This is a genomic window from Sandaracinaceae bacterium (assembly GCA_020633055.1).
Lineage (GTDB): Bacteria > Myxococcota_A > Polyangia > Polyangiales > Houyiibacteriaceae > JADJJE01.
The window spans coordinates 135,669-159,429 of the sequence record JACKEJ010000011.1 but is presented as its reverse complement, the minus strand read 5'-3'; the positions used below and the strand labels follow the sequence as shown (position 1 = coordinate 159,429).

The following is a 23,761-nucleotide window of genomic DNA, read 5'->3' as shown; positions in this document are numbered from 1 at the left end:
AGGCCGCGCGCGCAGCTGGTCGCGCACGAAGCCCGTCTCGAGGGTCACGTGCTTCGGTCGTCGTCGCTTCTCGGCACTCATGGTCCTGCCCGGCCGCGCCTGCGGGGGCGAACACGATGAACGATCTCCAGCACGCGTCCAAGGGTGCACCCGTTCGAGGTGGCCCCGGCGTCGTCGTGGGTGGGTCGGGGTGGCCCGTACCCCCGGAATTAGCCCCGCCGCGCGAGGTCGTCGAAGCTCGCGAACGCGGTAGCATAGACACCGAGGTCGTCCTCCATCCGACGGTTCGACAAGCCCCAGACCTGACACAGGTAGGACTCGTATGCGCCCGCGAAGAACTCGTCTTCGTTCGAGAGCTCGTAGCTCGTCCCAACGTGCGGAGCGTTGATGGCTACGGCGTGCATGTCGGCGAAGGTGTTGTCCTCGGGCAGACAGAAATAGGCCAGGTGCGCGAACTCGTGGGCGAAGACGAGCCCTCCGTCATCCGCGAAGCCCAGCAGATCCTCGACTCGCGATGTGGCGAGGCGTTCGTGAGAGGAGGCGACTCCGCCGAGCGCGGCGAAGTTCCGATGGTCTTCGAACGTGGCGCTGGTCAGCTCCGCGAACTCCGGGAGGTCCACAGTCCGCACGTCGATCGGCAGGAACCTGAACGTCGCGCCTTCCTCGCGCAGCGCTGGCAGGACACCTCGGAGGGGGTGGACCGAGGCCGCGACGATCCTCCGCTCCACCTCCGTGAGACGGGGCCAATCGACGACCACCTCTTCGATTCCGTGCGGGACGCATGGGTCTGGGAGAGTGTGGATCTTGTCGAAGGTGCGCGTCACCCGTACCGACCCCACCGCCGCCAAGCCACGGTAGGCCGCGAAGCAGCGCCCATCGAGCTCCCGACAGCGCTCGAACAAGCGGTTCGCCTCGGCCACAGCCCCCGTCCTCAGCTTGGCGGCGCCGAAGCGGGCGACTGACCAAGGGTCGCGGTCGTCGTATCCGGCCGTGAGTGTGGTGTGCGGATCCTCGACCGCCACCTGCTCCGGCACGTAGGCAGACTCCACCATCAGCGACTCCGCGAGGAGCCGGAAGTTCACCGCGGCGCGCGGGTGGAGTCGACCGGCGCGCATGGCCGCGACCACGACCTGCTCGGCTCCTCGCGTCTCGGCGACCAGCGCGTCGTGCAGCGGTCCCACACGTTCCGCACGGTCATGCGCCGCCTGCCACTCGAACCGGTCGAGCGACGAGCGCATGACGCGGTCGTCGTGCGCCATCAGCGCAGCCAAGAGGGTGATCGCCTCCTCGGGTCGCTCGAGCGCGGCGAGCGCTTCGGCTCTCACGGCCGCCGTATCCACCCAGTGGGCCTTCTTCATTCCGGGCATGTCCAGCACCTCGAGCGCGTCGGCCGCGCTCCCAACGGCGACGAGCCGGGAGGCGAAGCGCACCACGTGGGGCACGGCCTCGTCCGTGAGCACCACGAGCTGCTCGCAGATGGACACGCATCGCTCGAGGTCCCCCAGCTCGGCGTACACGTCGTCGGCCATCATGAGCGATTCCTCGGTCTCGGGTCCGACCGCGAGCCGCGCATCCGCGATCCGGCCTGCGGCGGTGGCATGACCGTCGAACAGCAGCTGCCTCGTGACGCTGGTGAACACGGCGTCCCGCTCGTCTGCAGGGAGCCCGGCGAAGACAGCCTCGGAGCCTACGTCTCCCGCGAGCAATTGCGTGGCAGCAGCACGTTTGCGGCCACTGCGACCGAACCATCCGAACATCCCAGCTCCTCTTCCGAGTCGTCACCGACGGTGGGACGGTATGTCAGCTCGGGGTGCGCAGGAAAGCCCGTTCAGGGTGCCCGGTGCGTACGGTGGGGGGCATGGCGCTAGATGATTCGTCCGCACCCCGAGCTGCCGCCCCCCAGCGGGCGTTGGGCAACACGAGCGACATCGAGACGGGGAGGCGACCGCGTCGATGACGGTACTCACGCACGTCGCCGTTGCCTCCCGCACGCCATGGACGCGACGTGGCACGACGGAATGGTCCCAACGTGGGCTAGGCAGCGTCGTCGTTCGACTGGTATCTACCCACATGCCTGCTCTCCCCCGTCTGCGCTCGGCCATCGCGGTCGCCCTCTCGACCAGCGCCGCCTTCGCAGCCGTCGGGTGCGGTGGCGATCTTCCTCGGTTCCCCGACGCGGGCCCCGCGATTTGTACGTCCGCTGCGAGCTGCGACGACGGTGTCTTCTGCAACGGCGCCGAGACCTGTGCGCCGAGCGATCCCAGTGCGGACGAGCGCGGCTGCGTCGCCGCGAGCGCTCCCTGCGCGAACCTGACCTGCGACGAAGGACGCGATGTGTGCGTCGACTGCACCGATGGTGACGAAGACAGCGACGGACACACCGCGGTGGTGTGCGGTGGCGACGACTGCGACGACGGCGACCCCAACCGCTTTCCGGGCAACGTCGAGCTCTGCGACCTGAGCGGGCATGACGAGGACTGCAACCCCGTGACCGTTGGAGACCGCGACCTGGACGGCGACGGCGCCGTCGACGCCGTCTGCTGCAACGACTTGCCGGCGGGAGGGACGACCTGCGGCGATGACTGCGACGACCTGGTCCGCAGCGTCCATCCGGGTGCCACCGAGGTCTGCGACGGCTTCGACAACAACTGCAACGGAGACATCGACGAGGGGGTGGACGTCGCGGGCTATGTGGACCGCGACCGGGACCAGAGCGGCGACCTGCTGATGGAGGCGCGGGCTTGCTACGGGGCGCCACGCTTCGCGTTGGTGGCCGGTGACTGCGACGACACGGACCCGGCGCGCGCCCCGCGGACCACGGAGACCTGCGACGGCGTCGACAACGACTGCGATACGCGCACCGACGAGAGCGCCACGGCGGTCACGTGGTACGCGGACACGGACGACGACGCCTACGGAGACCCCCACAGCAGCCCCGTGCTGGCTTGCCTGCCTCCGGCCGGGGGGGCGAGCTTCGTCGCCAGCGACTGCGACGACACCGACGACACCATCAACCCTCTCGCCGACGAGCTCTGCAACGGCCTCGACGACGACTGTGATGCGCGCACGGCCTACGTCATCGCCCCTGGCGACCGCGAGGACGACGACGGTGACGGCTACGCGGACGTCGCCTGTGGCGGCGACGCGGACGACTGCAACGACCGCGACCCCTTCACGTACCCCGGCGCCGTGGACTTCGTGGACGGTCGCGACAACGACTGCGACGGCGAGATCGACGAGGACGAGGGTGCGCTGCGGGCGTTCTACGAGGACACCGACGCGGACGGATACGGGGATGTGACGCAGCGGATGAACGCGGCCGAGGCGCCCGCCGGGTACAGCCCGCTCGCTGGCGACTGCGATCCCATGGATGGCATGGTCTTTCCGGGCGCCTTCGAGGTGTGCAACGGGGTGGACGACAACTGCGACGGACGCGTGGACGAGGGCGAGGTCTGCGGCGTGGTCGGCGTGTTCCACACGCAGGGGGGCACGCTCGAGCTCGTCGGCGACTTTGGTGAGGTGGGGAGACTGTCCATCGTAGGGGGCGCGTTCAGCGTGCCCACGATCGTGCGCCTCGCGAAGCTGCCCCTGGACCTGGCCCCGGAGCTGCCGTCTGGCGTGGCCTCCGACGGGACGCGCTGGGTGGTGGAGATCGAAGGGCAGCCGAGCGTCCCCCTCACGCTGGAGGTGCCCTTCGTGGGGGCGCCCCTGACCCCCACGCTGCTGCGCTTGGACGACGCGAGCGACCCTCTGTGGAGCACGGTGCCCGACACGCCGTTCGCGCAGGGCGGGGTGCAGCTCGCGCTGAGCGCAGGCGGGGTGTGGTTGGTGACCGATTGGCAGGGCGCCACGGGGGTGGCCGCGACCGCCGGTAGCGAGGAGGCGTGGGGCAACACCTGGAGCTACGGCACGCTCGACGCCAACGTGGATGAAGACGAGATCACCCCCGTGTTCTCGGGGAGCGGACCAACCACGCAGGGGGGACAGGTCGAGGTCTTCGAGGACGGGAGCTACCGCTACCTGAGCCCCGCGGGGTTCGTGGGCAACGACACCTTCGTGTTCACGGCCGGGGCTTTCGGAGGCTCTACGCAGGCCATCCAGACGGTCGTGGTCAACGAGCGCGCCTGGTACGTGGATGGCGGCGCGGGCGTCTCGGGTGACGGCCGGGTCGACAGCCCCTTCACGACGCTCGCCGAGGCGCAGAGCGCGGCCGACGAGGATGACCTGTTGCTGGTTCAGGGGACGGTGGCGCTGCCGAGCTTGGCCACACTGACGCTGCGCGATGGACAGGTGTTGGATGGCGGCCGCAGCGAGAGCGACTATGGCCACGGTTTGCGTTTCGGGGGAACGGCGCCCGCCAGCATCTCGAACGCGCAGATCCGGATCAACGAGCGCAACGTGCTGCGCGGGTTCGACGCCACGGCCCCCACGAGCGGCACGCTCATCTCCAGCCAGGACCTGCGGCTGCGCTCCGAGCTGCGCCTCGAGCAGCTGAACCTGCAGGCGCCGCCCACGAACACGGCGAGCGGCCTCGTGCTCGACAACGCCAGCGTGGGTGCGGGCAGCGTGGTCATGCGCGAGTGCAGCTTCGTCGGTTTTGGCGGTACCAGCCTGTCGCTTCAGGGCGGGTTGTTGGCCGTGCGGGTGGACGACCACCGGCCGAGCGACCCAGTCTCGAGCGTCGAGGGCGACGGGGGCATTCAGCTGAGCCTGGGCGAGGCGGGGCCCGAGACGGTCGTGGACGTGCATCTCGCGCGCGTCGCCATCGGTGGGACCTTTCGGTTGAGCGGCGCCGCCGGGGTGTTCGAGGTCGCCGCCGGCTTCGAGGCGGACGGGGACGTGCGCATCAATCCGCCGGCGAGCGAGCCGCTGCAGGTGGACATCACCGACCTACGCCTGAACGTCGTGGGCGGCGCTACGGCGTTCAGCGATGGCTCGAGTGGCACGGCGGCCCCGGGGACGCTCTACACGTTGCGCGGGGTCGACCTTACGCTCAGCGGCAGTGGCGGGAGCGGGGGATGTGGGGCCCTCTTCATGAGCCGAGCGCCCATCGAGGTGCTGCCTGGTGTCGCCATCACGCGCAACGTCGTGCGCGCCATGGACAACCGCGCTGCGGTGTGCGTCACGGGCAGCGCCACGCTGGGGCCTGCGGGGGTGACCTTGGACGAGGTGGACACGGGCAGCGCCAACGACGCCATCCGTGTCACGCCCGCGACCAGCGCTTCGTCGGGGCCGTTCGTGTTGGCGGGCAACGGGACCGCGGGCAGCGCCGGCGTGGTCGCCAGCCGGGTGCTCTTCGAGAACGTCGCGAGCGTCGTGCTGCGCGACCTCGAGGTCAACGCGACCGGCGAGGCGGTCACCGTCTTCACGGACGAGGCCGGCCTGCACGCCGCGCAGCTCGGCAACCTGAGCGGTGCCTTGACGGTGTCGATCGTCGCGGACGGAGCGCCCGGCACGCGCCTCGACGCCACATTGAGCGACCTCTCCCCCCAGACCTCGACTCGGCTGACGCTCCGCTCGCGTCTACAGGCCGACCTCACCGTGGCCGTGACCCAAAGCCAGGTAGCGTGCATTGGCTCCGGCCCGTGGCTGGACCTCCAGGCGCACGACACGTCCTCGACGCACCTGAGCCTGGACGCTGTCAGCGTTGGCGCTTGTAGCACCAGCAATGCCGCGGAGCTGTGGGCCTTCAACACGAGCGAGTCCTGCTTCTCGAGTGTCGACGCCAGCTACGCCACTGGGCGCAACCTCGTGCTGAGGAACGCACAGACGGGGACCGTCGTGGTCCAGCAGCTCAGCAGCGCGACCACGAACGCCGCGACCCTGCGGTCCGCGCTCGAGGCCGCCGGCAACTCGTTCGCCGCGATGGACGACGTGGTCATCAACCTGGCCAGCGGCTCGGCCATGCCCGGGACGTGTCGAAGGCCGGCTCCATAGCTCGCGCCCTCCGCGACAAGTCACCCGTGGAACCCTCCTTGGGAACAACGTCATGAGCGACGACGACTGCATGCCGGAGGAGCTCTCGGAAGACCAAGTGCGGGTCATCAACCTGACCCTGCAGAGTCGTCGGTGGGGACAGTGGTGATCACGCCCTCCGGTCGACCCGCTCTGCGCTGACCGTCCGGGGATCCGATTGGGCGGGAAGAGAATTGACCATGGCTCGGCCATTCGCCCGGGCCCACCTTGTCTGCGTGGGTATGAACAAGACAGCAGCGCTCGTTCTCGGGGTCCTATGCTGCGCCGCCTCTCCTGCCTCCGCGCAGGGGTGTCCGGCCGACACGAACATCCCGGACTGGGTCTCCATCACGACCAGCAACCAGGGGCCGGGCTCCACGTCCGACCCGGAGCCGGGCGCCATCGCCATCTGCTCGGCCACGGACGGCTTCGGCGACACGGACGACCACTACCGCGTGGCGTTCCAGCCGCGCGACCACGACTTCACGCTCACGGCCATGGTCAGCAGCGTGGACGCCGAGGGCTCGGGAGGGCTCGTGGCGCTCGCCGCACAGGGGGGGCTGCATGCCGCGCGCGTGGCCGTCGAGGCGTACGTGGCGCCCAGCGGGAGCGCGTTCCTCCGCTCCAGCATCCGGCGCCAGGCGGGTGGGGCGGTCGACACGCCGATCGCCAGTGTTCCGGTGACGCTGCCCGTCGTCCTCGAGCTGGTGCGCGAGGGAGACGTCATCCGGACGGGCGTCGTGGGCGGCGCGACGCACTTGAGCGCCGTGGTCGACCCCCAAGGCGACCTCATGGGTCCAGTGCGGGTGGGTGTCATGCAGACCTCGAACGACGCGCAGGCGCTGCGCAGCGCGACCTTTCACCGCATCGCCTTGAGCGCGCCGGAGCCGGGCGCTGAGATCGCGTGCGTCGAGCCGCAGGCGCTGCACGCGGGCGCTCCGCTCACGTTCCGCGGGGTCAACCTCGACCGCATCGAGAGCGTGCGCATCGGCGGAGTTGTCGCCGCCTTCGACGCGGCCTCGTCCTCTCGGCTGGTGGCCACGGTCCCCGACACCTCCGCGTCTGGGCAGCGGGGCGACGTGGAGGTCGCGCAGGACGGCCGCTATCGTCGCGTGGGTGCGGCGTCGTTCGTGGGGACGCGCATCCGGCGCGGCGACGTGGACGAGGACGGCGCGGTCACGACCGAAGACTACCGCGCCCTCTGCCACCACGTGTACCGCCGCGCGGCCCTCGAGTGCTCCGAGGCGGGAGACGTCGACGGTGATGGCGATCGCGACGCCGACGACGTCAGCCAGCTCGAGCGCTTCCTGCGGACGGGGGAAGAGCCGCCCGCGGCCCCCTTCGAGCAGCCCGGGTTCGTCGAGGGGTCGTTGGCCTGTGGCTTGCCCGCCGGCCCTCAGATCCACACCATCCGTTTTGCGGACGGTGCGCCCCTCGACCGACCGGTCCGCGAAGGGGACGACCTGGTCATCGTCGGGACCGGGCTGCCCATCCCCGACCGTGCCGTCGTGCGCTTCGGGCCGACCGAGGCCGTGCCCGCGGCATCGTCCACACCGGAGCGCCTCACGGTGCGCGTCGGGACGGTCATCGAAGCGGGCGCGCACTGCCCGACCATCTTCGACGCCGAGCCCGCCGCGCCGGGTGAGACGCGCTTTGGTCCGGCGTTCGGCGTGGCGCCCGGTTCGGACCTCTGCGTCGAGTTCGAGGCCAGCCGCATCGACCGTCACCTCGCCGGCCGCATGGTCGATGGCCAGCTCGAGATCGACGTCCCTCGCGACCTGCTCCAACCGGGCGCGCGACAGACGGTGTCGTTCGCGCTGCACCTGCCCTATGTGGTCGGCGGGACGCGCGGCCCTCGCACCGCTACCTTCGACTTCGTCGTCCCCAACGGGTCGTATGACGAGGCTCTGGGCGCGCTTGGGCGGCGCCTGTCGCGTGCCATTCACGGCGCGTCGACGGACCAGTGCGACTGCGAGGTGGCAGTCACCGACGTCGTCTCGTCCGAGCTGCTGATCCTACCGCCTTGCGACCTCTTGCCGCCCGTACCCCCCGAGCCCGTCGTCCCCGGCCTGCCCGGTCAGGTGCGTCCGACGCGCATCATCTGGAGCGGCATCGACATCATCCAGCAGATCCCGGTGCCGGGCTGCGGCGGCATGATCGACCGCGCGACTCAGCCACGGCGGTTCTTCTGGTGCGAGCTGGAGAAGGTGGCCGAGATCCAGGGGCTGGATGCTCACCCTGCGCACTGGGGTCTGCCCCTCTGGGAGTCGTATCAGGGCGTGCTCGACACGCTGCCCGTCCATCCGGAAGAGCGCAGCACGCACCAGAAGTCCATCCTCACCAGCCCGGGCGTGCACGACGTGCTGGAGACCTACTACCAGTCGCCCTGCGCCATGGCGCTGCGCGCGACGCAGTGCAAGGGCAGCCCGAACCAGTGGTGGATGCCGCCGTTCCCCGAGGGCGAGCACGTCCTCAAGACGTTCTGGCAGCCCCTCCAGAACCTGCCCACTTCGGCCGACGCCAACACGCTCTACAGCTACGACCCGCCCAACGAGCCGCGCATGTACCTGGTGGGCATGCACATCGGCTATTCGATCGGGACCGCCAACGGCAACCTGGAGATGTTCGACACGCCCCCGGACTACTTCGTGTGGTCGACCTTCTGGCTCGACGCGGGCACCGACACGCTCACCAAGGGCGGCCAGCCGCTCTCGACGGTCTACAGCCCGCACTGCACCACGGGCAGCGCCACGGACCGCCCGAGCTCGCTCAACGGTGGACCCTTCGCCCTCTTTGCGATGTGCACCGACTCGCGCCCCGGAGAAGAGGCGTGCGGCAACCCCTGGGCGCCAGGCGAGTGCCCAGCGAACGGCCCGACGTCCTGCACAGGCTGTCACACCCAGATGGGGACCACCCACTTCGCTGGCAACCAGAGCAGCCTCGCTACCGAGGCGGTGGGGTTCGGCTGGTTCGCGAGCATCGTCGCCCAGCGCGCGGCGAGCGCGACGGCGTGCCTCCCGCTGATCGAGGACGACATCACCCAGTTCGCGGCAGGCTGGAACCCCAACGGCTTCCCGAACGCTCCCAACTGCGCCCTGGGCTTCTGAAGGCGAGGACCCATCGATGACCAAGCTACTCCGAACGCTCGTACCCCCCCTCCTCCTCGTCGCCGCCCTCGGCTGCGTCTCCAGCTCCGTCGACGACGAGCCCGATCTCGGCTCCACCTGCCCGAACGTGGGGCAGGTGGCGGTCGACGAGGTCTGCAACGCCTTCGACGACGACTGCGATGGGGTCATGGACGAGGCCGTGTGCGATGACCCGTGCGGGGTCTTCGACGAGGCGCCGCTTGCGACCGGGCGGTGAGCCACGCGAGACGCATCGCTCAGAAGGGCCATCGTCCCATGGGACGAGCCGATGTCGTGGGCGTCGTCTCGCCAGCTATCGACGTGCGGCAGCTGCCGCCTGCTGTTGGCGCTGCTGCTGCTGCGCCTGGGCCGCGGCCGCCGCGATGACCACGTGTCCACCGGTCGCGCCAGCGCCCCCGCCCGCTTCGGCGTGCAAGGCCTGAGGAGGCTGACACACGCACGCCGGGAGCGCGTTGGACACGAGGACCAGCGCGCCCATCTCCATGCCCATCTCGGCGCAGCGAGCCTGGCACGCGCGGGGGCCCTGGTTGTGCCGCTCCAGGTCGGCGGTCTCCACATAGCCGCGCGTGCAGCCGGCCAGCACGAGCGCCAGCAACGCCAAGAGGTGCTGATACCCGATTCTCCCCAGTCCGATGTATCCCATCTGTGCAGTGTGCCAGCGCAGCGTGGCGCGTGTCGACTGCCGACTTCGGACGCCGTGCCGAAGGACTGGCGCGCCAACCCTCAGAGCCGCTGCGCGCGCAGCCACCCGTCCAGCTGCGCGGGGTTCTGCGCGCCGCTCACCCGGGCCAGCTCGCGGCCCCCTCGGAACAGGATGAGCGTCGGGATGCTCTGGATCTGATGCCTCTGCGACACGCCCGGGTTTGCGTCCGTGTCCACCTTCGCGAAGCGCACGCGCCCCTCCCAGTCGGAGGCGACGCGCTCGAAGGCGGGGGCCATGGCGCGACAGGGCCCACACCACGCGGCCCAGAAGTCGACCAAGAGCGGGATGTCCGAGCGCTCCTTGTGCTTGTCGAACGTGGCGTCCGTGAGCGCGACGGGACCCAGTCCAAAAAGGGGCGACTTGCACGCGCCACAGCGTGGGTCCTGCCGCAGGCGCGCCTCGGGCACGCGGTTGATCTGCTGGCAGCGGGGGCAGACGACGTTGGCAGTCGTGGGCACGGGTCCTCCTGTCGTTCGGTCACTATGAGGGTGGGGTCGCCACCACCGTAAGAACGAACGCGCAGCCCGCTACCCCCGGGCTGCGCGACTCCCCGTGGGGCCATCCGTCAGAGCGTGTCCCAGCCGAACTTGCCCAGCTCGAAGGCGTGGTCGGAGAGCGCCTTGATGTGCTCGTCGTCGTTGTCGTCGATCTTGCGGAAGTTCGCGCGGATGCGGCTGCCGGCGCGGCCCGCGAAGACCTCGACGATGCGCAGCTGCGCCTCGACGTCCTTGGCCTTGGCCTCGATCGCGCTGTTCACGCGCGCCATGACGCAGGCCCACACGAACAGGTCGATCATGATCTCCGCCAGGCGGTTCGACGCGAACTGCTTGCCGATGATGTCCTTGCCGTGCTTGCGCAGGATGCGGTCCACGGCGCTGGCCAGCTCACGCGTGGCCTGCTCGAACGCCTCCGCGTGCTTGCCCAGCTCGGGGGAGAGCTTGGTGAAGTGGGTGCCCTTGACGCGCGCGCCCGTCGCCAGCTGCGCGTGCTTGGCCGCGTAGTCCTGCAGCACGCCGAAGCCCTTGATGGGCGCGGAGAAGATGGAGTTGCGGACGCTCATCAGCTCCTTGAGCTGTGAGGCCACACCGTCCATGCCGTTGAGCGCGATGAACAGGCGCAGGATGTCGTTGGTGCCCTCGAAGATGCGGTTGATGCGGCAGTCACGCAGCATGCGCTCGTAGGGGAACTCGCACATGAAGCCGTTGCCACCCGCGATCTGCAGGCCCTCGTCCACCGTGCGCCAGAGCGCCTCGGTGGCGTACACCTTCGAGATGGCCGCCTCGACGGCGTAGTCTTCGAAGCCCTCGTCCACCAGGCCGGCGACCACGCTCACCACGGCCTCGGCCGCGTAGCAGTCCACCACCATGTGCCCGATCTTGCGGCGCACGAGGCCGTACTCGGCGATGGGCTTGCCGAACTGCTTGCGCTCGCTGGCCTGCGCCGTGGCGAGCTCGATGATCTTCTTCATGGCGCCCACGGACCCACCGCCCAGGCCCGTGCGGCCCGAGTTGAGGATCTTCATGGCCACCTTGAAGCCCTGGCCCACCTCGCCCAGCACGTTGGCCGCCGGCACGCGCACGCCGTCGAACGCGACCGTCGTCGTGGAGCTCGCCCGCAGGCCCATCTTGTCCTCGTGGGGGCCGATGCTGATGCCCTCCATGTCGCTCGTCACGAGGAAGGCGGTCATGCCCCCCTTGCGCCCCTCGTCGGTCTTCGCGAACACGGTGAAGAAGCTCGCGATGCCCCCGTTGGTGATCCACAGCTTGTTGCCGTCCAGCACCCACTCGTCCCCCTCGCGCGTGGCCTTGGTCGTGATGGACGCGGCGTCCGAGCCCGCGCCCGGCTCGGTCAGGCAGAAGGCGGCGATCATCTCGCCCGTGGCGAGCTTGGGGTAGTAGCGCGCGTGCTGGTCCTCGTTGCCGAACAGTAGGAGCCCGCGCATGCCGATGGAGCTGTGCGCGCCGATGGTGACCGCAGTGGACGCGTCGTAGCGCGCCACCTCTTGCAGCGCGCGTGAGTAGGCCATGCTGCCGAAGCCGAGGCCGCCGTGCTCCTCCGGGATGACCAAGCCGAAGGCGCCGAACTCCTTCAGCTCCTCGATGAAGCTCTCCGGGAAGTGCCCCTCGCGGTCCCAGTGCCGGAAGTCTTCGGCGTGCGCACCAAGCATCGTGCCCAGCGCCTCCGAAACGCCACGTAGCGTTTCCTTCTCGTCCTCGCTCATCTCGGGGAAGGGCAAGAGGACGTCTTCTTCGATCTGCCCCATGCACAGAGAACGCATGAAGCTGACGGACTTGTCGGGTTCGGAGTGAGGCATGTGGACACGCTACACCCGTTCCCGCGCCCGTTCTACACCGTGAGCTGGTAGCATGCGTAGGCCGCGCGCGACGCGCTGGCCAGCAAAAGGGAAGTGCGCATGGGTCAGGGCGGAAGCAAGTTCGGCGGGATCATCGGGTTGGTCGTGGTCGTCGTCATCCTCAATGGGTTGTCGTACGCGCTCGACTGGGGGATCACGTTCTACTGAGCGAGGTCTCTTCGGAACGGGCTCAGCCGGGCGTCACGAAGGCCGCTCGCTGGTCCCGCGTCGCCGACGTCGCGTTCGCGCTGACTGCGCTGCACGTGGCAGTGCGCGCCGTGCTCTCTGCCGCGACGCGCCCGGCGCTCCTCACTGGAGGCGTCGTCGCGCTGCACCTGGTGATGGCCGGGCTGTTCGCATGTCGGCGGCCCGAGCGTGACCGTGCCCCGCTGCACACGTGGATGTCCGCGCTCCCATCGCTGGTGCTCGGAGCGCTCGTCACGATTGGATCCGGGGATCGGATTGGTCCTCTGGCCGCAGCGCTGTTCGTGCTCGGCGCGCTCGGTGCCGTGGCCAGCATGCTGACGCTCGGGCGCTCCTTCGCGGTCCTCCCTGGGGCGCGCGCGTTGGTAGTGCGAGGTCCGTACCGCGTCGTGCGCCACCCGATGTACGCGTCGGAGCTGCTCATGTTCGCGGCGCTCGTCGCGCCCCTCGGCGCGCCGCGTGCGCTGGTCGCGCTGGTGCTCGCGGCGCTGGCGCTGGCGCTGCGCATCCGCGCCGAGGAGCACGTCCTCGCCGTGCTCCCGGGGCACGGCGCGTATCGCCAACAGGTTCCCTTCCGCTTGGTGCCTGGTCTCTGGTGAGCGCGCCGCTCGGGTGTCCCATGGCGCCGGGACGCCGACGGAAGACCGAGGGTAGACCGAATCCCAAGATCGGCCGCTAGAATCCCACGCGGCGCTCTGGATGCCGAGTGACGACCTTTCTACGTTCCGGGGGATGCACGCGCGAACCCTCGTCGTCCTCGGAGACCCCCGTCCACGGCCGCTCGGAGCACGTCGTCATGTGCGGCGCGCCGGGGGGTGGTGGTGAGTAGGCTCGACGCAGCGCAGCTCTACGAGCGCTTCTACGGAGACGGCCGCTCGCGCCGGGGCGTGTTCGAGGCCATCGCGGGCTGGCGCGCGCCCGCGCGCGCCCTCTACCCCGGGAGCTTCATCCACGTCGCAGCCTCGTTCGAGATCCCGCACGTCACGTATGTGGACACGGACCGTCGCGCCCGTCGGTTCTTCGCGGCACGCGAGCAGGTGCTCGCGGTCGTACGCGCAGAGAAGCGCTACGACGGACCGCCGAGCTTCGACTTCATCGGAGGGAGCTACGAGCACCCACTCGACTTGCCGGACGCGAGCCACGACCTGCTGGTCTCCCTGTACGCTGGCTTCATCTCGAAGCCCTGCAAGCGCTACCTGGCAATTGGCGGCGTGTTGGTGGCCAACAACAGCCACGGCGACGCGGGCCTCGCGGCCATCGACCCGGACTACGCGCTCGTGGGTGTCCTCGCTGGGCGCACCGACCGGCTACGCGTGTCGGAAGACGCGCTCGATACGTACCTCGTGCCCAAGTCGGGCACGCCGCCAACCGAGGAACAGCTGCGGCGGTTGGGGCGCGGCGTCGCGTACACGCGCCCCGCGGTCGCATACCTCTTCAGGCGCCTGCGGTGACGCACTACGCGCCGGCGCTCCCGCGGTCTTCACTCGGCGGCGGCCGCACGCCCCGCGCCGTTCGCTCCGGGCGCACGCGGTCGCGCATGCGGAGAGGGCGGCTATGCACCCCGCCTGACGCGACGGAACGCGGCTGGTGTCACCCCATAGGCCGCCTTGAACTGACGCGCGAGGTGCGTCTTGTCCGTCCACCCGACCCGCGTGGCGACCTCCTCGAGGCTGTCGTCCGTGTGCGCGAGGCGCGCGGCCGCCTCGGCGACGCGTCCCGCCGTGATCCACTCCCCCACCGAGAAGCCCGTCTCCTGCTTGACCACGTTGGCGACATGGCTCGGGGTACGGTGCACGGCCTTGGCGACGTCGCGCAGCGAGATGGGCTCGAGGCCGTGGCGCTGGATGAACGCGAGGGCGTCTCCCACCAGCGAGGTCACCGCCGAGCCGCTGGCATCGCCCGGCATCGCGCGGCGCGCCTCCGCCAGCAGCAGGACGACGAGGCTGCGCGTGACCTCGGGGGTCGCGGCGTCTGCATGCGCGAGGGCGTCCTGCAGCTCCGCGTACAGCGTGAGGACGCGTGGCTGACGGTCGTCGGAGACGTCGAGCACCGGCAGCGCGCCGTGCCGGACGCGTCGGAACGGGCTCATCAGCGCGTGCCCTTCGTCGAGCCCGAGGCACTGCGGGCAGAACCCCAGCAGCCAGTAGTCCATGTCGCGCCCGTCGAGGGCACGGTGGGGCACACCCGCTGGCACGACCGTGAACGTGCCAGCGGTCGCTTCGACCGGCCCGCCGTGCTCCATGCGGTGCCACCCGCTCACCATGTACGTCAGGCCGTACTCCGTGTGGGTGCTCGCGCCGTGCGGCTCCATGTGCGCCACCCGATCGCGGAACACGGTGATCGACCCGGTGTGCACGTGGTGCTGGGGAGCGTCGTGCTGGCCCATGCGCGCACCCTGTCCCGAAACCCGATGAGGCGGCAAGAACCCGTTCGCCGCGCGAACCCGCACAGGAGATCATGGAACCCAACGAACGAGACGTGACGCGCCACCTTGTCGAAGATCCGTGGGCGGAGCAGGCCCCGAGCTGGGACTCGGATCCTGTCGTGCGCGCGTACGCGGACGCGGCGTGGTCGTCACTGCGAGCGCACGGCGAGCCGAGAGCGGGCGCGCGTGTACTCGACTTCGGTTGCGGCACGGGGCTCTTGAGCGAGCGTATGGCGCCCCACGTGGCGGAGGTGATCGCGGTCGATGCGTCCCCGGCCATGGTCGCCGTGCTATCCGAGAAGCGCATCCCCAACGTCCGAGCGGGTGTCGCCTCGTGGACCCCAGCGACCATCGATCGCGACGACCTAGCCCGTGGGCCGTTCGACCTCGTGGTCTGCTCGTCGGTGTGCGCGTTCTTGGACGACTACCCGGGCACCGTGGCGATGCTGGCCCGCCGTCTGGCTCCGGGCGGCGTGTTCGTTCAGTGGGACTGGGAGCTGGACCCACTGGCGGCGGAGCCTTTCGGCCTCACCACGTCGGGCGTCCGGTCGGCGCTCGAGGGCGCCGTGCTCGACGTGGTGTCCGTGGGCACTGGCTTCGACGTGGCCATCGAAGGGGGGAGCATGCGGCCGCTCATGGGTGTCGGGCGCAGGCGCCCCTGAGCGCGCGCTTCGTCCGTGATCTGGCCGAGCAGGCAGGGCACCATCGGCGTATGTCCGACGACACTGCCTCCCCCGCCCGCCAGTCGCTACGCTTCGAGTACTGGTCCGACCCCTTGTGCATCTGGGCCTACGTGGCCCAGAGCAAGCTCGAGCGCGTGATCGCCGAGTGGGGCGAGCACCTGACCATCGCCTACCGCATCGTGCCCGTGTTCGGCAGCTTCCCGCGCCGCTTCTCGACCGGTGCCTGGGCGGAAGGCGGGCACGAGGGGCGACGCGAAGCGACGGCGCGCGTGGCAGGCACGCACGGCTGCGAGGGGGTCACGGGCGAACTCTGGACGCGCGACACACCCACGTCGTCTTGGTCGTGCGGGGCCGCCGCCAAGGCGGTGTTCCACATGGAGAGCCTGGGCGAGTCCGCCGCAGGCAGCGGCGCCGGCTACCTGCGCGCGCTGCGCCGGCGTGCGTTCGAAGCGAACGAGAACGTGTGTCGGCGCGCGGTGCAGCTATCGGTGGCCGAGGAGTGTGGCGTCGGTCCGCAGCGGCTCGCCGAGTGGCTGGACGATGGGCTGCCGTTCGCGCTGCTGGCGGAGGACGACGAAGATCGCAAGGCCCTCGGGGTGCGCGGCTCCCCCAGCTACGTGTTCGACGGAGGGCGCGCGACGCTCTACGGCAACTTCCCGTTCGAGGTGCTGCACGCCACCATGCAGGAGCTGCTACGCGGGCTGGGGGTGGGGGTCTCGGCCTGCTGAGACGCGCGCGCCTCCCCGGGCCTTGCGCCGGCCTGGCGCGGGGTTGACCATGTCTCTGTGAACGCATGGTCGCTCTTTCGTTCGGGCCGGGCCCTCGGGCTCGCCCTGGTCGGTCTCTCTGTCGCCTGGGTCACGGGCTGTGAGTCTGCCGGGGGAGGGTCGGCGGGCGCTCCCGGCGTGGTGCATGGCGTGGTGGTGGACCCTATCCACGAGCGCCCTGTGCCTGGGGTGCGCGTCTCAGCGCACGACATGGGCGAGGCGACGACCGACGCGGAGGGGCGCTTCTCGCTGACGCTCCCCGCAGGCACCCATACGCTGTGGTTCGCCGGGGACGACATCCTGAGCGGCACCCGCGAGCGCGTGCATGTGCGCGCCGGCAAGGAGGTCACGGTCGAGGCCGACGTGTTCCCCCGGGTGCCTTCGGAAACGGCCATCCACGCCTACTTCGCAAGACGCGGCCCACGCCACCACGACCACCCGGCGTACGTGGATCCGGACGCAGCCCGCACGCCTCCAGCGGATGCCGTCCCACCGAGCGCGTCCCCCGGCACGGGCGACGGCGGCGACGAGCACACCGACCCAGGAACCGTGGGAGGGGCCGTCGCGCCACTGGTGCAGCTCCCGGCCGTGATCCGCGTCTGGCGCAGCTCACAGTCCGGGGCGCTGGCGCCTTCGGCCGGCAACGGCTGGGCCGACAACAGCTGCAACCCCGCCGTGACCGTGGAGACCATCCCCCTCGAGGAATACGTGGGCGGCGTCGTCACGCACGAGTGGATCCCCAGCTGGCACGAAGAGGCCCTGCGCGCCGGGGCCATCGCGACACGCACCTACGCCGTGCGCTGGGCCGAGCGCGGCGGGCGCTGGGACTGCGCCGACGTGGACGACGGAACGGTCACGCAGGTCTACCGCGACACACACACGGTGGCGGGTGATGCGGCCGTCCAAGCCACGCTCGGGCTCGTCGTCACGCGTGACGGATCCATCATCACCACCGAGTTCAGCGCGGAGAACACGGACCCGACCGCCTTCGGTGTGGACGACCCGACCTGTACCGGCACCACCCGCTTCGGTCACGGGCGCGGCATGTGTCAGTGGGGCACGCAGCGCTGGGCCAACGGCACGTGCGCCAACGCGCCCTGCGACTTCGGGGCGTTCGGGGCCGAGCCCAAGCAGCACGTGTGGATGGTCGAGCACTACTATCCGGGGGCCACCGTGGAGGACGGCTACATCGAGCCGGTCGAGCCGTGTGCGGTGATCCCCGCCGCTGGCGGCCAGCTGGACGAGGAGGGCCCGTGCTTCACGGCCTTCGGCAACCCCATCTACTGGCGCGAGGAAGCCGCCGGAGAGAGCGGGCATCTGTACTGGACCAACGCGTTCCAGTCGGACGCGCCCGGAAACTGGGCCCAGTGGCGGCTGCACTTCGAGGCGCCAGGCGAGTACGAGGTCGAGGTGTACATCGACGACACCTTCGGCGTGTACGAGGCGGCGCGCTACGTGGTGGAGCACGCCGACGGAGAGGACGAGGTGCTGATCGACCAAGGAACGTCGAGCGGCTGGGTCTCACTCGGCGTGTACAGCTTCGACGACGCGGGCAGCGTGCGCCTGCTCGACAACGTCGTGGGCAGCGTGCCCGGCAACCAGCACATCGTGGCCGACGCGCTGCGGGTGCGACCCATCGTCAGCCCCATGCAGGACGCGGGCGTCCTGGGCGACCAGGGCGGTCTGGTGGGCGATGCGGGCGGTGGCGAGGATGCAGGCCCTGGGCGTCGCCCCAAGTCCGGATGTGGCTGCCACGTCAGCGCCGACTCCGCCTCGCCGTGGCCGTATGGTCTCGGATGGCTGAGCTTGGGCGTCGTCGTCCGCGCGCGCCGACGCCGCCATCGCCGCGTCTCCGGCCGGCGGCAATGACGGCGTCGTGTCTGCGCCGGACGCGCAGATCGGGTGAGCACGCGGAACTCCGGCTGCTGCGTGTTGTCGGACGCCCCGGAGAACCCGCGCCATGCCCCTGTACACAGCCGAGATCCAGCTCCGCCTCCCGTGTGACCGTTCGTTCGACGAGATGTCCCCGACGGAGGGCGGACGCTACTGCGAGTCGTGCGACCTGACCGTGCAGGACCTCGGCGCGCTCGACGAGTACCAAGCGCGGGCCTTGCTGCGTCGCCGTGACGAGGGACGCGTGTGTGTCGCCTACCGCCCTCAGCGCGACGGGACCGTGCAGACGGCCCCGGTGCGCGTGGTCCCGCAGGCTGCCCTGTTGCGCAAGGCGCGCCCGGCGGTGTTCGCGGCCGCGGCGCTGCTCACCGCGTGTGGGCCCGTGGTGGACGCGCTCCCATACGCCGTCCAAGAGAAGATCCCGCTCTCGGTGGACGAAGCCCTGCGACACCCCGTGGACTTCGCCGCATGCGTCGCGAGTCCCACGTGCCAGGTCGGGCGGGTTCACGCCGTCGGCGGCGCCATGTAGCAGCCGGTCGAAGAGGCGAGCATGGCAGGCTCAGGGAGCCAGCAGCTTGTCCACCCACGCGAGCATCGCGTCGTCCTCGAGCACGTCGGCCGCGATGCGCGTGAGCACGGGTGGCACCTCGCGCTGCACCTCGGCCAGGAGGCCGTAGCGCTCGAGCAGCTCGCGTAGCGGCTGCTGCCCCTCCACGGCGAGCACCGCGCGAAGCTCGTCGCGCACGGTGTCCTGCAGCTCCTGCCGCGCGACGTTGTGCGCCAGCAGCGCGGGCACGAAGGCCTCGACCTCGGCCCGCGGGAGCGAGTCCACCTCGCGCAGTACGTCTGCAAGCAGGACGCCCCGCAGGTGCGCGCTGGCATGCTCGGCGATCTGCGCGACCAACGCGCGCCCCTCGTCGCTGCGCAGCCGCTCGATGAGCGCCGCCCGCACGTCACTGGTGGCGGTCTCCGCGAAGTCACGCGCGATGCCCTGTAGCTTCTTGTCCACGCCGCCGATCAGCCCCTTGCCCACGCTGCTGAGCGGGCTCGTCGCGCCGCGTAGCTTCTTCCCGAGGCCCAGTGGGTCCGGAATCGAAGGACCGTCACCGCCCAAGCCGGGGATGGGGAGCCGCTTCGCGAAGCGCAGCAGGATGTCCTGCATCACGGGGCTGACGAGCTTGCGTACCAGCGCCGCGTCCACCACGCCCACCGCCCACTTCGCCTCGGGCAGCCGCACCTTGTTCAGGATGGCGAGGATGGTCGCGTCGCCGCCGGGCGGCAGCAGGTCGCCCAGGGTCTCGCCGTTCGCGCTGCTGCGGGCGATCTGCCGGTCGAGCCCGGGGTGGATGTGCTCCTGGACCACGCGCTCCACGTTCGCCTCCGTGACCGCCGCGGTCACCAGCGTCACGATGGTCTCGATGGCGCTGTCGTCCAGGAAGCGCGTGAGCGGGCGCGCCAGCAGCGCGTCCAGCGTCTTGTCCGCGCCTTCGCGCAGCAGGGCTTGGTCGCTCGCGAGGAGCTTGTCGACGAGGGCGCGCGCTTGGGTGGTCATCTGGCGAGGCTAGCCGCGACACCCCAGAGGTTCAACGCGAGGCCCGGTCCTCGTGTGTGCCCACCGCCCCGCGCGTGGGCCGCCACGTCGCCAGCGCGCGGCCTCAGCGAGCGACCTGGCCTGAGCCTCCGAGGTTCACCGCGTCCCGTAGCCGCCCCCCTTGGCCTCCTCGGCGCGGTCCGTGGCGAGCGGCGGGGCGGGCGAGAGCGCGCTCACCTCCGCGCGCAGCTCGGCCGTCATGTCGAGCTCTACGCTGGCCAGCGCGGGCTCCAGCTGCGCCACGCTGCGCGCGCCGAGGATGGGGCACGTCACCGCGGGGTGCGAGCCCACCCACGCCACGGCGAGGCTCACTGGGTGAAGCCCGCGATCCCGCGCGAACCCCGCGAAGGCCTCCGCCGTCTGGTGCTCGCGCGGGTCACCGTAGCGCGAGGCATACATGGCGTTGTCGCGGATGCGCCCGCTGGGCGCGCCGTCTGCGCTGGCCCCGCTCGTGTACTTGCCGCTCAAGAGCCCGCCGCCGAGCGGGCTGTACGGACACACCCCGAGCCCCATGGCCTGCGCCATCGGCAGGATCTCCACCTCGGCCTGCCGCTTCACCAGGTTGTACATGGGCTGCAGGCACGCGGCCTTGGCCCAGCCGTGCCGCTCCTCGACACCCAGCGCCTGCATGGTCTGCCACGCGCTCCAGTTGCTGATGGCGGGGTGCAGCACCTTGCCCTGCTGCACGAGGAGCTCCACGCCGCGCAGGGTCTCCTCCAGCTGTGTGCGCTCGTCGAAGCGGTGCAGGTACAGCAGGTCCAGGCGGTCCGTCCCCAGGCGCTTCAGCGACGCCTCCACGGTGCGCGTCAGGTGGTAGCGGCTGCTGCCGCGGTCGTTGGGCCCGGGACCGGTGGGGAAGTAGGCCTTGCTCGCGATGACCAGCGCGTCGCGCTCGTGCGCCATCAGCTTCCCTAGGATGCGCTCCGACGCACCCCCCGAGTACACGTCCGCCGTGTCGAAGAAGTTGATGCCCGCCTCGCGGCAGCGTGCGTAGAGGGCCGCCGACGTCTCCTCGTTCGCGTCGCCCCCGAACGACATGGTGCCGAAGCACAGCTCGGAGACGCGGATGCCGGTGCCGCCCAGAAAGACGTAGTCCATGCCGCGTGGTAGGCCGCGTGGGCCCGCGGGGTCAAGTGCGACTGCCCGGCCCGGGGGTCCCCGACAGCGGTCCATCGCGCTCACCGTCTGCGCGCGCCCGTGCTTCGCGCTATCGTCCGCCGCAACGAGCATCACCTCGAGGAGACTCCCCATGAGCAAGCGTGACGTAGTGATCCTGGGCGCGGCCCGCTCCCCCATCGGCAGCTTCGGCGGCAGCCTGTCCGACATCGAGCCCCACGAGCTGGCCGGCACGGTCATGAAGGAGGCCGTCGGCCGCTCGGGTGTCGACCCGGCTCGCGTGCAGTACGTGACGGTCGGCAACTGCGTGCCCACCGGCCCTCGCTACGCCTACGTGGCGCGCGTGGCGTCCATCCAGGCGGGCCTGCCGATGGACTCGGTGGCCATGGGCGTCAACCGTCTGTGCTCGTCGGGCCTGCAGGGCATCGTGACCACGGCGCAGAACATCCTCTTGGGCGACGCCGACTGCGGTGTCGGCGGCGGCGTCGAGGTCATGTCGCGCGGTGCGTATCTGTCGACAGCGATGCGCAGCGGCGCGCGCATGGGGGACACCACGCTGGTGGACTCCATGGTGGACGCGCTGACCGACCCGTTCGGTGTCGGGCACATGGGCATCACGGCCGAGAACCTGGTCGAGAAGTGGGGCATCACGCGCGAGGAGCAGGACGCGCTCGCGGTCGAGTCGCACCGGCGCGCGGCGGCGGCCATCGCCGACGGACGCTTCGACGAGCAGATCGTCGCGATCACCAAGAAGACCCGCAAGGGCGACGTGGTGGTGGACAAGGACGAGCACGTCCGCCCGGGCACCACGCTCGAGACGCTCGCGAAGATGAAGCCGGCGTTCAAGAAGGACGGCACGGTCACGGCGGGCAACGCCTCGGGCATCAACGACGGCGCGGCCTTCATGGTGCTGGCCGACGCGTCGCTGGCGAGCGCGGGGGGCCACGCGCCGCTCGCCCGTCTGCACTCGTACGCGGTGGCGGGCGTGCCCAACCACATCATGGGCGAGGGCCCCATCCCCGCCACCAAGCTCGCGCTCCAGAAGGGCGGGCTCACGCTCGACCAGATGGACGTGATCGAGTCCAACGAGGCCTTCGCCGCGCAGGCCATCGCCGTGTCCCGCGGCCTCGGGCTCGACCCGGAGAAGACCAACCCGAACGGCGGCGCCATCGCCCTCGGTCACCCCATCGGCTGCTCGGGCGCGTTCCTCGCCATCAAGGCGGTCTACGAGCTCCGCCGCACGGGTGGGCGCTACGCGCTGGTGACCATGTGCATCGGCGGCGGCCAAGGCATCGCGGCGGTCTTCGAGAGGCTCTGAGACGCGGGCGCGAAGAGTTGTCGCGGCGGTTGTAGGCTGCGATTGGGGGGCACCAGGCTGAAGCCTGGTGCCCCGAGGCTGCAACGTGACCTGCAAGTCCGCCCCACTGCGGGGGCGGACTACTTGGTAGCGGACGATGGATCGAGGGTTGCGTTGTGGCACGTCTCAGATCGCGCCGCGCTGGCCCCAGATGCGACTGTCGGGTGTCGAACGCGACACGGAGACCATCCGTATCGCTTCGCTCGCCCATCGACCCCCGCGCAGGCCCCAGCGCCGACCACCACGTAGTCCGCCCCCGCAGGGGCGCGGACTTTCAGCGCGCGCTGCGGTTCCGGGGCACCTGGCTTCAGCCTGGTGCCCCCCATCTCCAGCTCCCTCACTGGCGGTAGCCGGACGCCCCCCGGGTTGTTGCCCCGGACCTCCGTCACCTCAGTCCGCGGTACCCCCGCTCGCCCGACTGGAGACAGCCTCGTCAGTCCAGCGTGCCCCGAGCACGCGCAGCCGTCAAAACTCCACGCGCACCATCATCGCTCGCCGCGTGGTCTCGGGCGGCGGGCTCAGCGCGAGGGTGCTGACGGCGTCCACGAGCTCCGGGGGGAGCAGGTAGACCACGGCGCGCGCCACGTTGGGGGAGCGGAACACCGCCTCCTCCCACGCGTTCATGAACGCCTGTGTCTCGCCGCTGGTCAGGCCCAGCAGGCCCAGCTCGGCGCGCACGGCGCTGACGGCGCTCTCCACGGGGATGCTCTCGCGGACCTCCGCCTGCGTGCCGGCGGGGACTCGCCCGAAGCGTCGCACGTTCACCGCCGGCGCGGCGCGGCGCTGGTCCCTCGCCATCGCCGCGTCGCCGCGCTCGACCAAGAGCGCGTAGGGGATGGCGTAGGTGCTGCGGTTGGTCAGCACCGCACCGCCTGGAGAGGGGCCCACCGTGATGGGCAGGCTCAGCCCGCGCCCGCCGCCGCGGTAGAAGAGGTGGTTGTAGTCGTTGCCGCCGACGACCAGGCAGCTGGCGTCGCGCGCTTCGTAGAGCGCCAGCTCGGCGGCCTCGCAGTAGTCGTCCGAGATGCCGGCGCAGCCCGGTGATCCCGCCGTGGGGTAGGTGGTCGCGCCGCACGCGCGCCCGACCAGCTGCACCTGGGGCCACTGGACGTTGGCGTCGGCCATCGGCGTGGGCGGGAACCGCTCCAGCATGCTGCCGTAGGTCATGGTCGCGCCGACGCTCACCTGCACCTCGCCTTCGAGGAGGTGGAAGTACAGCACCGGCTTGCGCGTGGCCGCCGGCGGGTGCGGTCGCACGGTCGTGCCGCCGCCGGGCGCGGGCTGCGGTGGGCGCGCGAGGTTGGCTTGCCCGGGACCGGCTGCCAGCTCCGCCACGCCGTCGCGCCCCACGTCCACGAGACCCCACTCGTGCACCTCGTAGCGTCCGCGCGACGTGCTCGAGGTGGCCGGCTCCGTGGTCGTCGTGCTGGGCGACGTGCCCTCGGGAGGCGTTCCGGCCCCGCACGCGCCGAGGAAGGTGGAGGCCCCGCCGTAGAGCAGGGAGAGGACGAGGGGGTGACGCATGGACATAGCTGACCCCCGATGGACCCGGGCCGCAACGGGGACCT

18 protein-coding genes are annotated in these 23,761 nt (G+C 70.7%); 10 read left to right on the top strand and 8 right to left on the bottom strand.

Translation table 11 applies throughout. From position 1 onward, the window contains the following. Nucleotides 1–209: 209 nt before the first annotated feature. Nucleotides 210–1,757, bottom strand: coding sequence for a hypothetical protein (locus H6726_25170; protein ID MCB9660963.1), 1,548 nt, complete (start codon nt 1,755–1,757; stop codon nt 210–212). Between the two features lie 313 nt (nt 1,758–2,070). Here H6726_25170 and H6726_25165 point away from each other — a divergent pair, with 313 nt between their 5' ends. The 3 genes from H6726_25165 to H6726_25155 all read left to right on the top strand — a co-directional run bounded on the left by H6726_25165 (nt 2,071) and on the right by H6726_25155 (nt 9,318). Then, a complete protein-coding gene (locus H6726_25165; protein MCB9660962.1) occupies nt 2,071–5,937 on the top strand; it encodes a hypothetical protein in 3,867 nt (1,288 codons plus the stop codon). 260 nt (nt 5,938–6,197) lie between these two features. Then, nucleotides 6,198–9,062 carry a hypothetical protein gene (locus H6726_25160; GenBank protein MCB9660961.1) on the top strand — a complete coding sequence of 955 codons (2,865 nt, stop codon included), beginning with the start codon at nt 6,198–6,200 and terminating at the stop codon, nt 9,060–9,062. Between the two features lie 16 nt (nt 9,063–9,078). Next, on the top strand, nt 9,079–9,318 hold the full coding sequence (locus H6726_25155; protein MCB9660960.1) for a hypothetical protein: 240 nt from the start codon (nt 9,079–9,081) through the stop codon (nt 9,316–9,318). Between the two features lie 75 nt (nt 9,319–9,393). On the opposite strand, the gene H6726_25150 is transcribed toward H6726_25155, so the two are convergent. From H6726_25150 to H6726_25140, 3 genes are all read right to left on the bottom strand, one after another. Continuing rightward, nucleotides 9,394–9,744, bottom strand: coding sequence for a hypothetical protein (locus H6726_25150; GenBank protein MCB9660959.1), 351 nt, complete (start codon nt 9,742–9,744; stop codon nt 9,394–9,396). Nucleotides 9,745–9,824: 80 nt separating this feature from the next. Next, a complete protein-coding gene (gene trxC / locus H6726_25145) occupies nt 9,825–10,262 on the bottom strand; it encodes a thioredoxin TrxC (GenBank protein ID MCB9660958.1) in 438 nt (145 codons plus the stop codon). A gap of 107 nt (nt 10,263–10,369) precedes the next feature. Further along, nucleotides 10,370–12,118, bottom strand: a complete 1,749-nt coding sequence (locus tag H6726_25140) for an acyl-CoA dehydrogenase family protein (protein ID MCB9660957.1) — start codon at nt 12,116–12,118, stop codon at nt 10,370–10,372. 317 nt (nt 12,119–12,435) lie between these two features. On the opposite strand from H6726_25140, the gene H6726_25135 reads away from it, so the two are divergent. Both H6726_25135 and H6726_25130 read left to right on the top strand, forming a co-directional pair. Further along, complete coding sequence (locus H6726_25135; protein MCB9660956.1) at nt 12,436–12,960, top strand: hypothetical protein; 525 nt, start codon at nt 12,436–12,438, stop codon at nt 12,958–12,960. Between the two features lie 222 nt (nt 12,961–13,182). After that, a complete protein-coding gene (locus tag H6726_25130) occupies nt 13,183–13,812 on the top strand; it encodes a hypothetical protein (protein ID MCB9660955.1) in 630 nt (209 codons plus the stop codon). Nucleotides 13,813–13,913: 101 nt separating this feature from the next. Here H6726_25130 and H6726_25125 read toward each other — a convergent pair whose 3' ends face one another. Then, complete coding sequence (locus H6726_25125; GenBank protein MCB9660954.1) at nt 13,914–14,747, bottom strand: helix-turn-helix transcriptional regulator; 834 nt, start codon at nt 14,745–14,747, stop codon at nt 13,914–13,916. 71 nt (nt 14,748–14,818) lie between these two features. Here H6726_25125 and H6726_25120 point away from each other — a divergent pair, with 71 nt between their 5' ends. The 4 genes from H6726_25120 to H6726_25105 all read left to right on the top strand — a co-directional run bounded on the left by H6726_25120 (nt 14,819) and on the right by H6726_25105 (nt 18,658). Beyond that, the gene (locus H6726_25120; protein MCB9660953.1) at nt 14,819–15,448 is read left to right on the top strand and encodes a class I SAM-dependent methyltransferase; all 630 of its coding nucleotides are present in this window, start codon (nt 14,819–14,821) and stop codon (nt 15,446–15,448) included. Between the two features lie 50 nt (nt 15,449–15,498). Beyond that, nucleotides 15,499–16,197 (top strand): DsbA family protein, encoded by a 699-nt coding sequence (locus tag H6726_25115; protein ID MCB9660952.1) that lies wholly within the window; start codon nt 15,499–15,501, stop codon nt 16,195–16,197. A 57-nt stretch (nt 16,198–16,254) separates the two neighbouring features. Next, nucleotides 16,255–18,105 (top strand): carboxypeptidase regulatory-like domain-containing protein, encoded by a 1,851-nt coding sequence (locus tag H6726_25110; GenBank protein ID MCB9660951.1) that lies wholly within the window; start codon nt 16,255–16,257, stop codon nt 18,103–18,105. Nucleotides 18,106–18,196: 91 nt separating this feature from the next. Further along, nucleotides 18,197–18,658 (top strand): hypothetical protein, encoded by a 462-nt coding sequence (locus H6726_25105; protein MCB9660950.1) that lies wholly within the window; start codon nt 18,197–18,199, stop codon nt 18,656–18,658. A 30-nt stretch (nt 18,659–18,688) separates the two neighbouring features. Here H6726_25105 and H6726_25100 read toward each other — a convergent pair whose 3' ends face one another. Both H6726_25100 and H6726_25095 read right to left on the bottom strand, forming a co-directional pair. After that, a complete protein-coding gene (locus tag H6726_25100) occupies nt 18,689–19,681 on the bottom strand; it encodes a hypothetical protein (protein MCB9660949.1) in 993 nt (330 codons plus the stop codon). 135 nt (nt 19,682–19,816) lie between these two features. Then, nucleotides 19,817–20,818, bottom strand: coding sequence for an aldo/keto reductase (locus tag H6726_25095; protein ID MCB9660948.1), 1,002 nt, complete (start codon nt 20,816–20,818; stop codon nt 19,817–19,819). A 151-nt stretch (nt 20,819–20,969) separates the two neighbouring features. Between H6726_25095 and H6726_25090 the strand changes: the two genes are divergently transcribed. Then, on the top strand, nt 20,970–22,154 hold the full coding sequence (locus tag H6726_25090; GenBank protein ID MCB9660947.1) for an acetyl-CoA C-acyltransferase family protein: 1,185 nt from the start codon (nt 20,970–20,972) through the stop codon (nt 22,152–22,154). 504 nt (nt 22,155–22,658) lie between these two features. Here H6726_25090 and H6726_25085 read toward each other — a convergent pair. Next, nucleotides 22,659–23,717: a hypothetical protein gene (locus tag H6726_25085; GenBank protein MCB9660946.1), complete on the bottom strand. Its 1,059-nt coding sequence runs from the start codon at nt 23,715–23,717 to the stop codon at nt 22,659–22,661. Nucleotides 23,718–23,761: the final 44 nt, after the last annotated feature.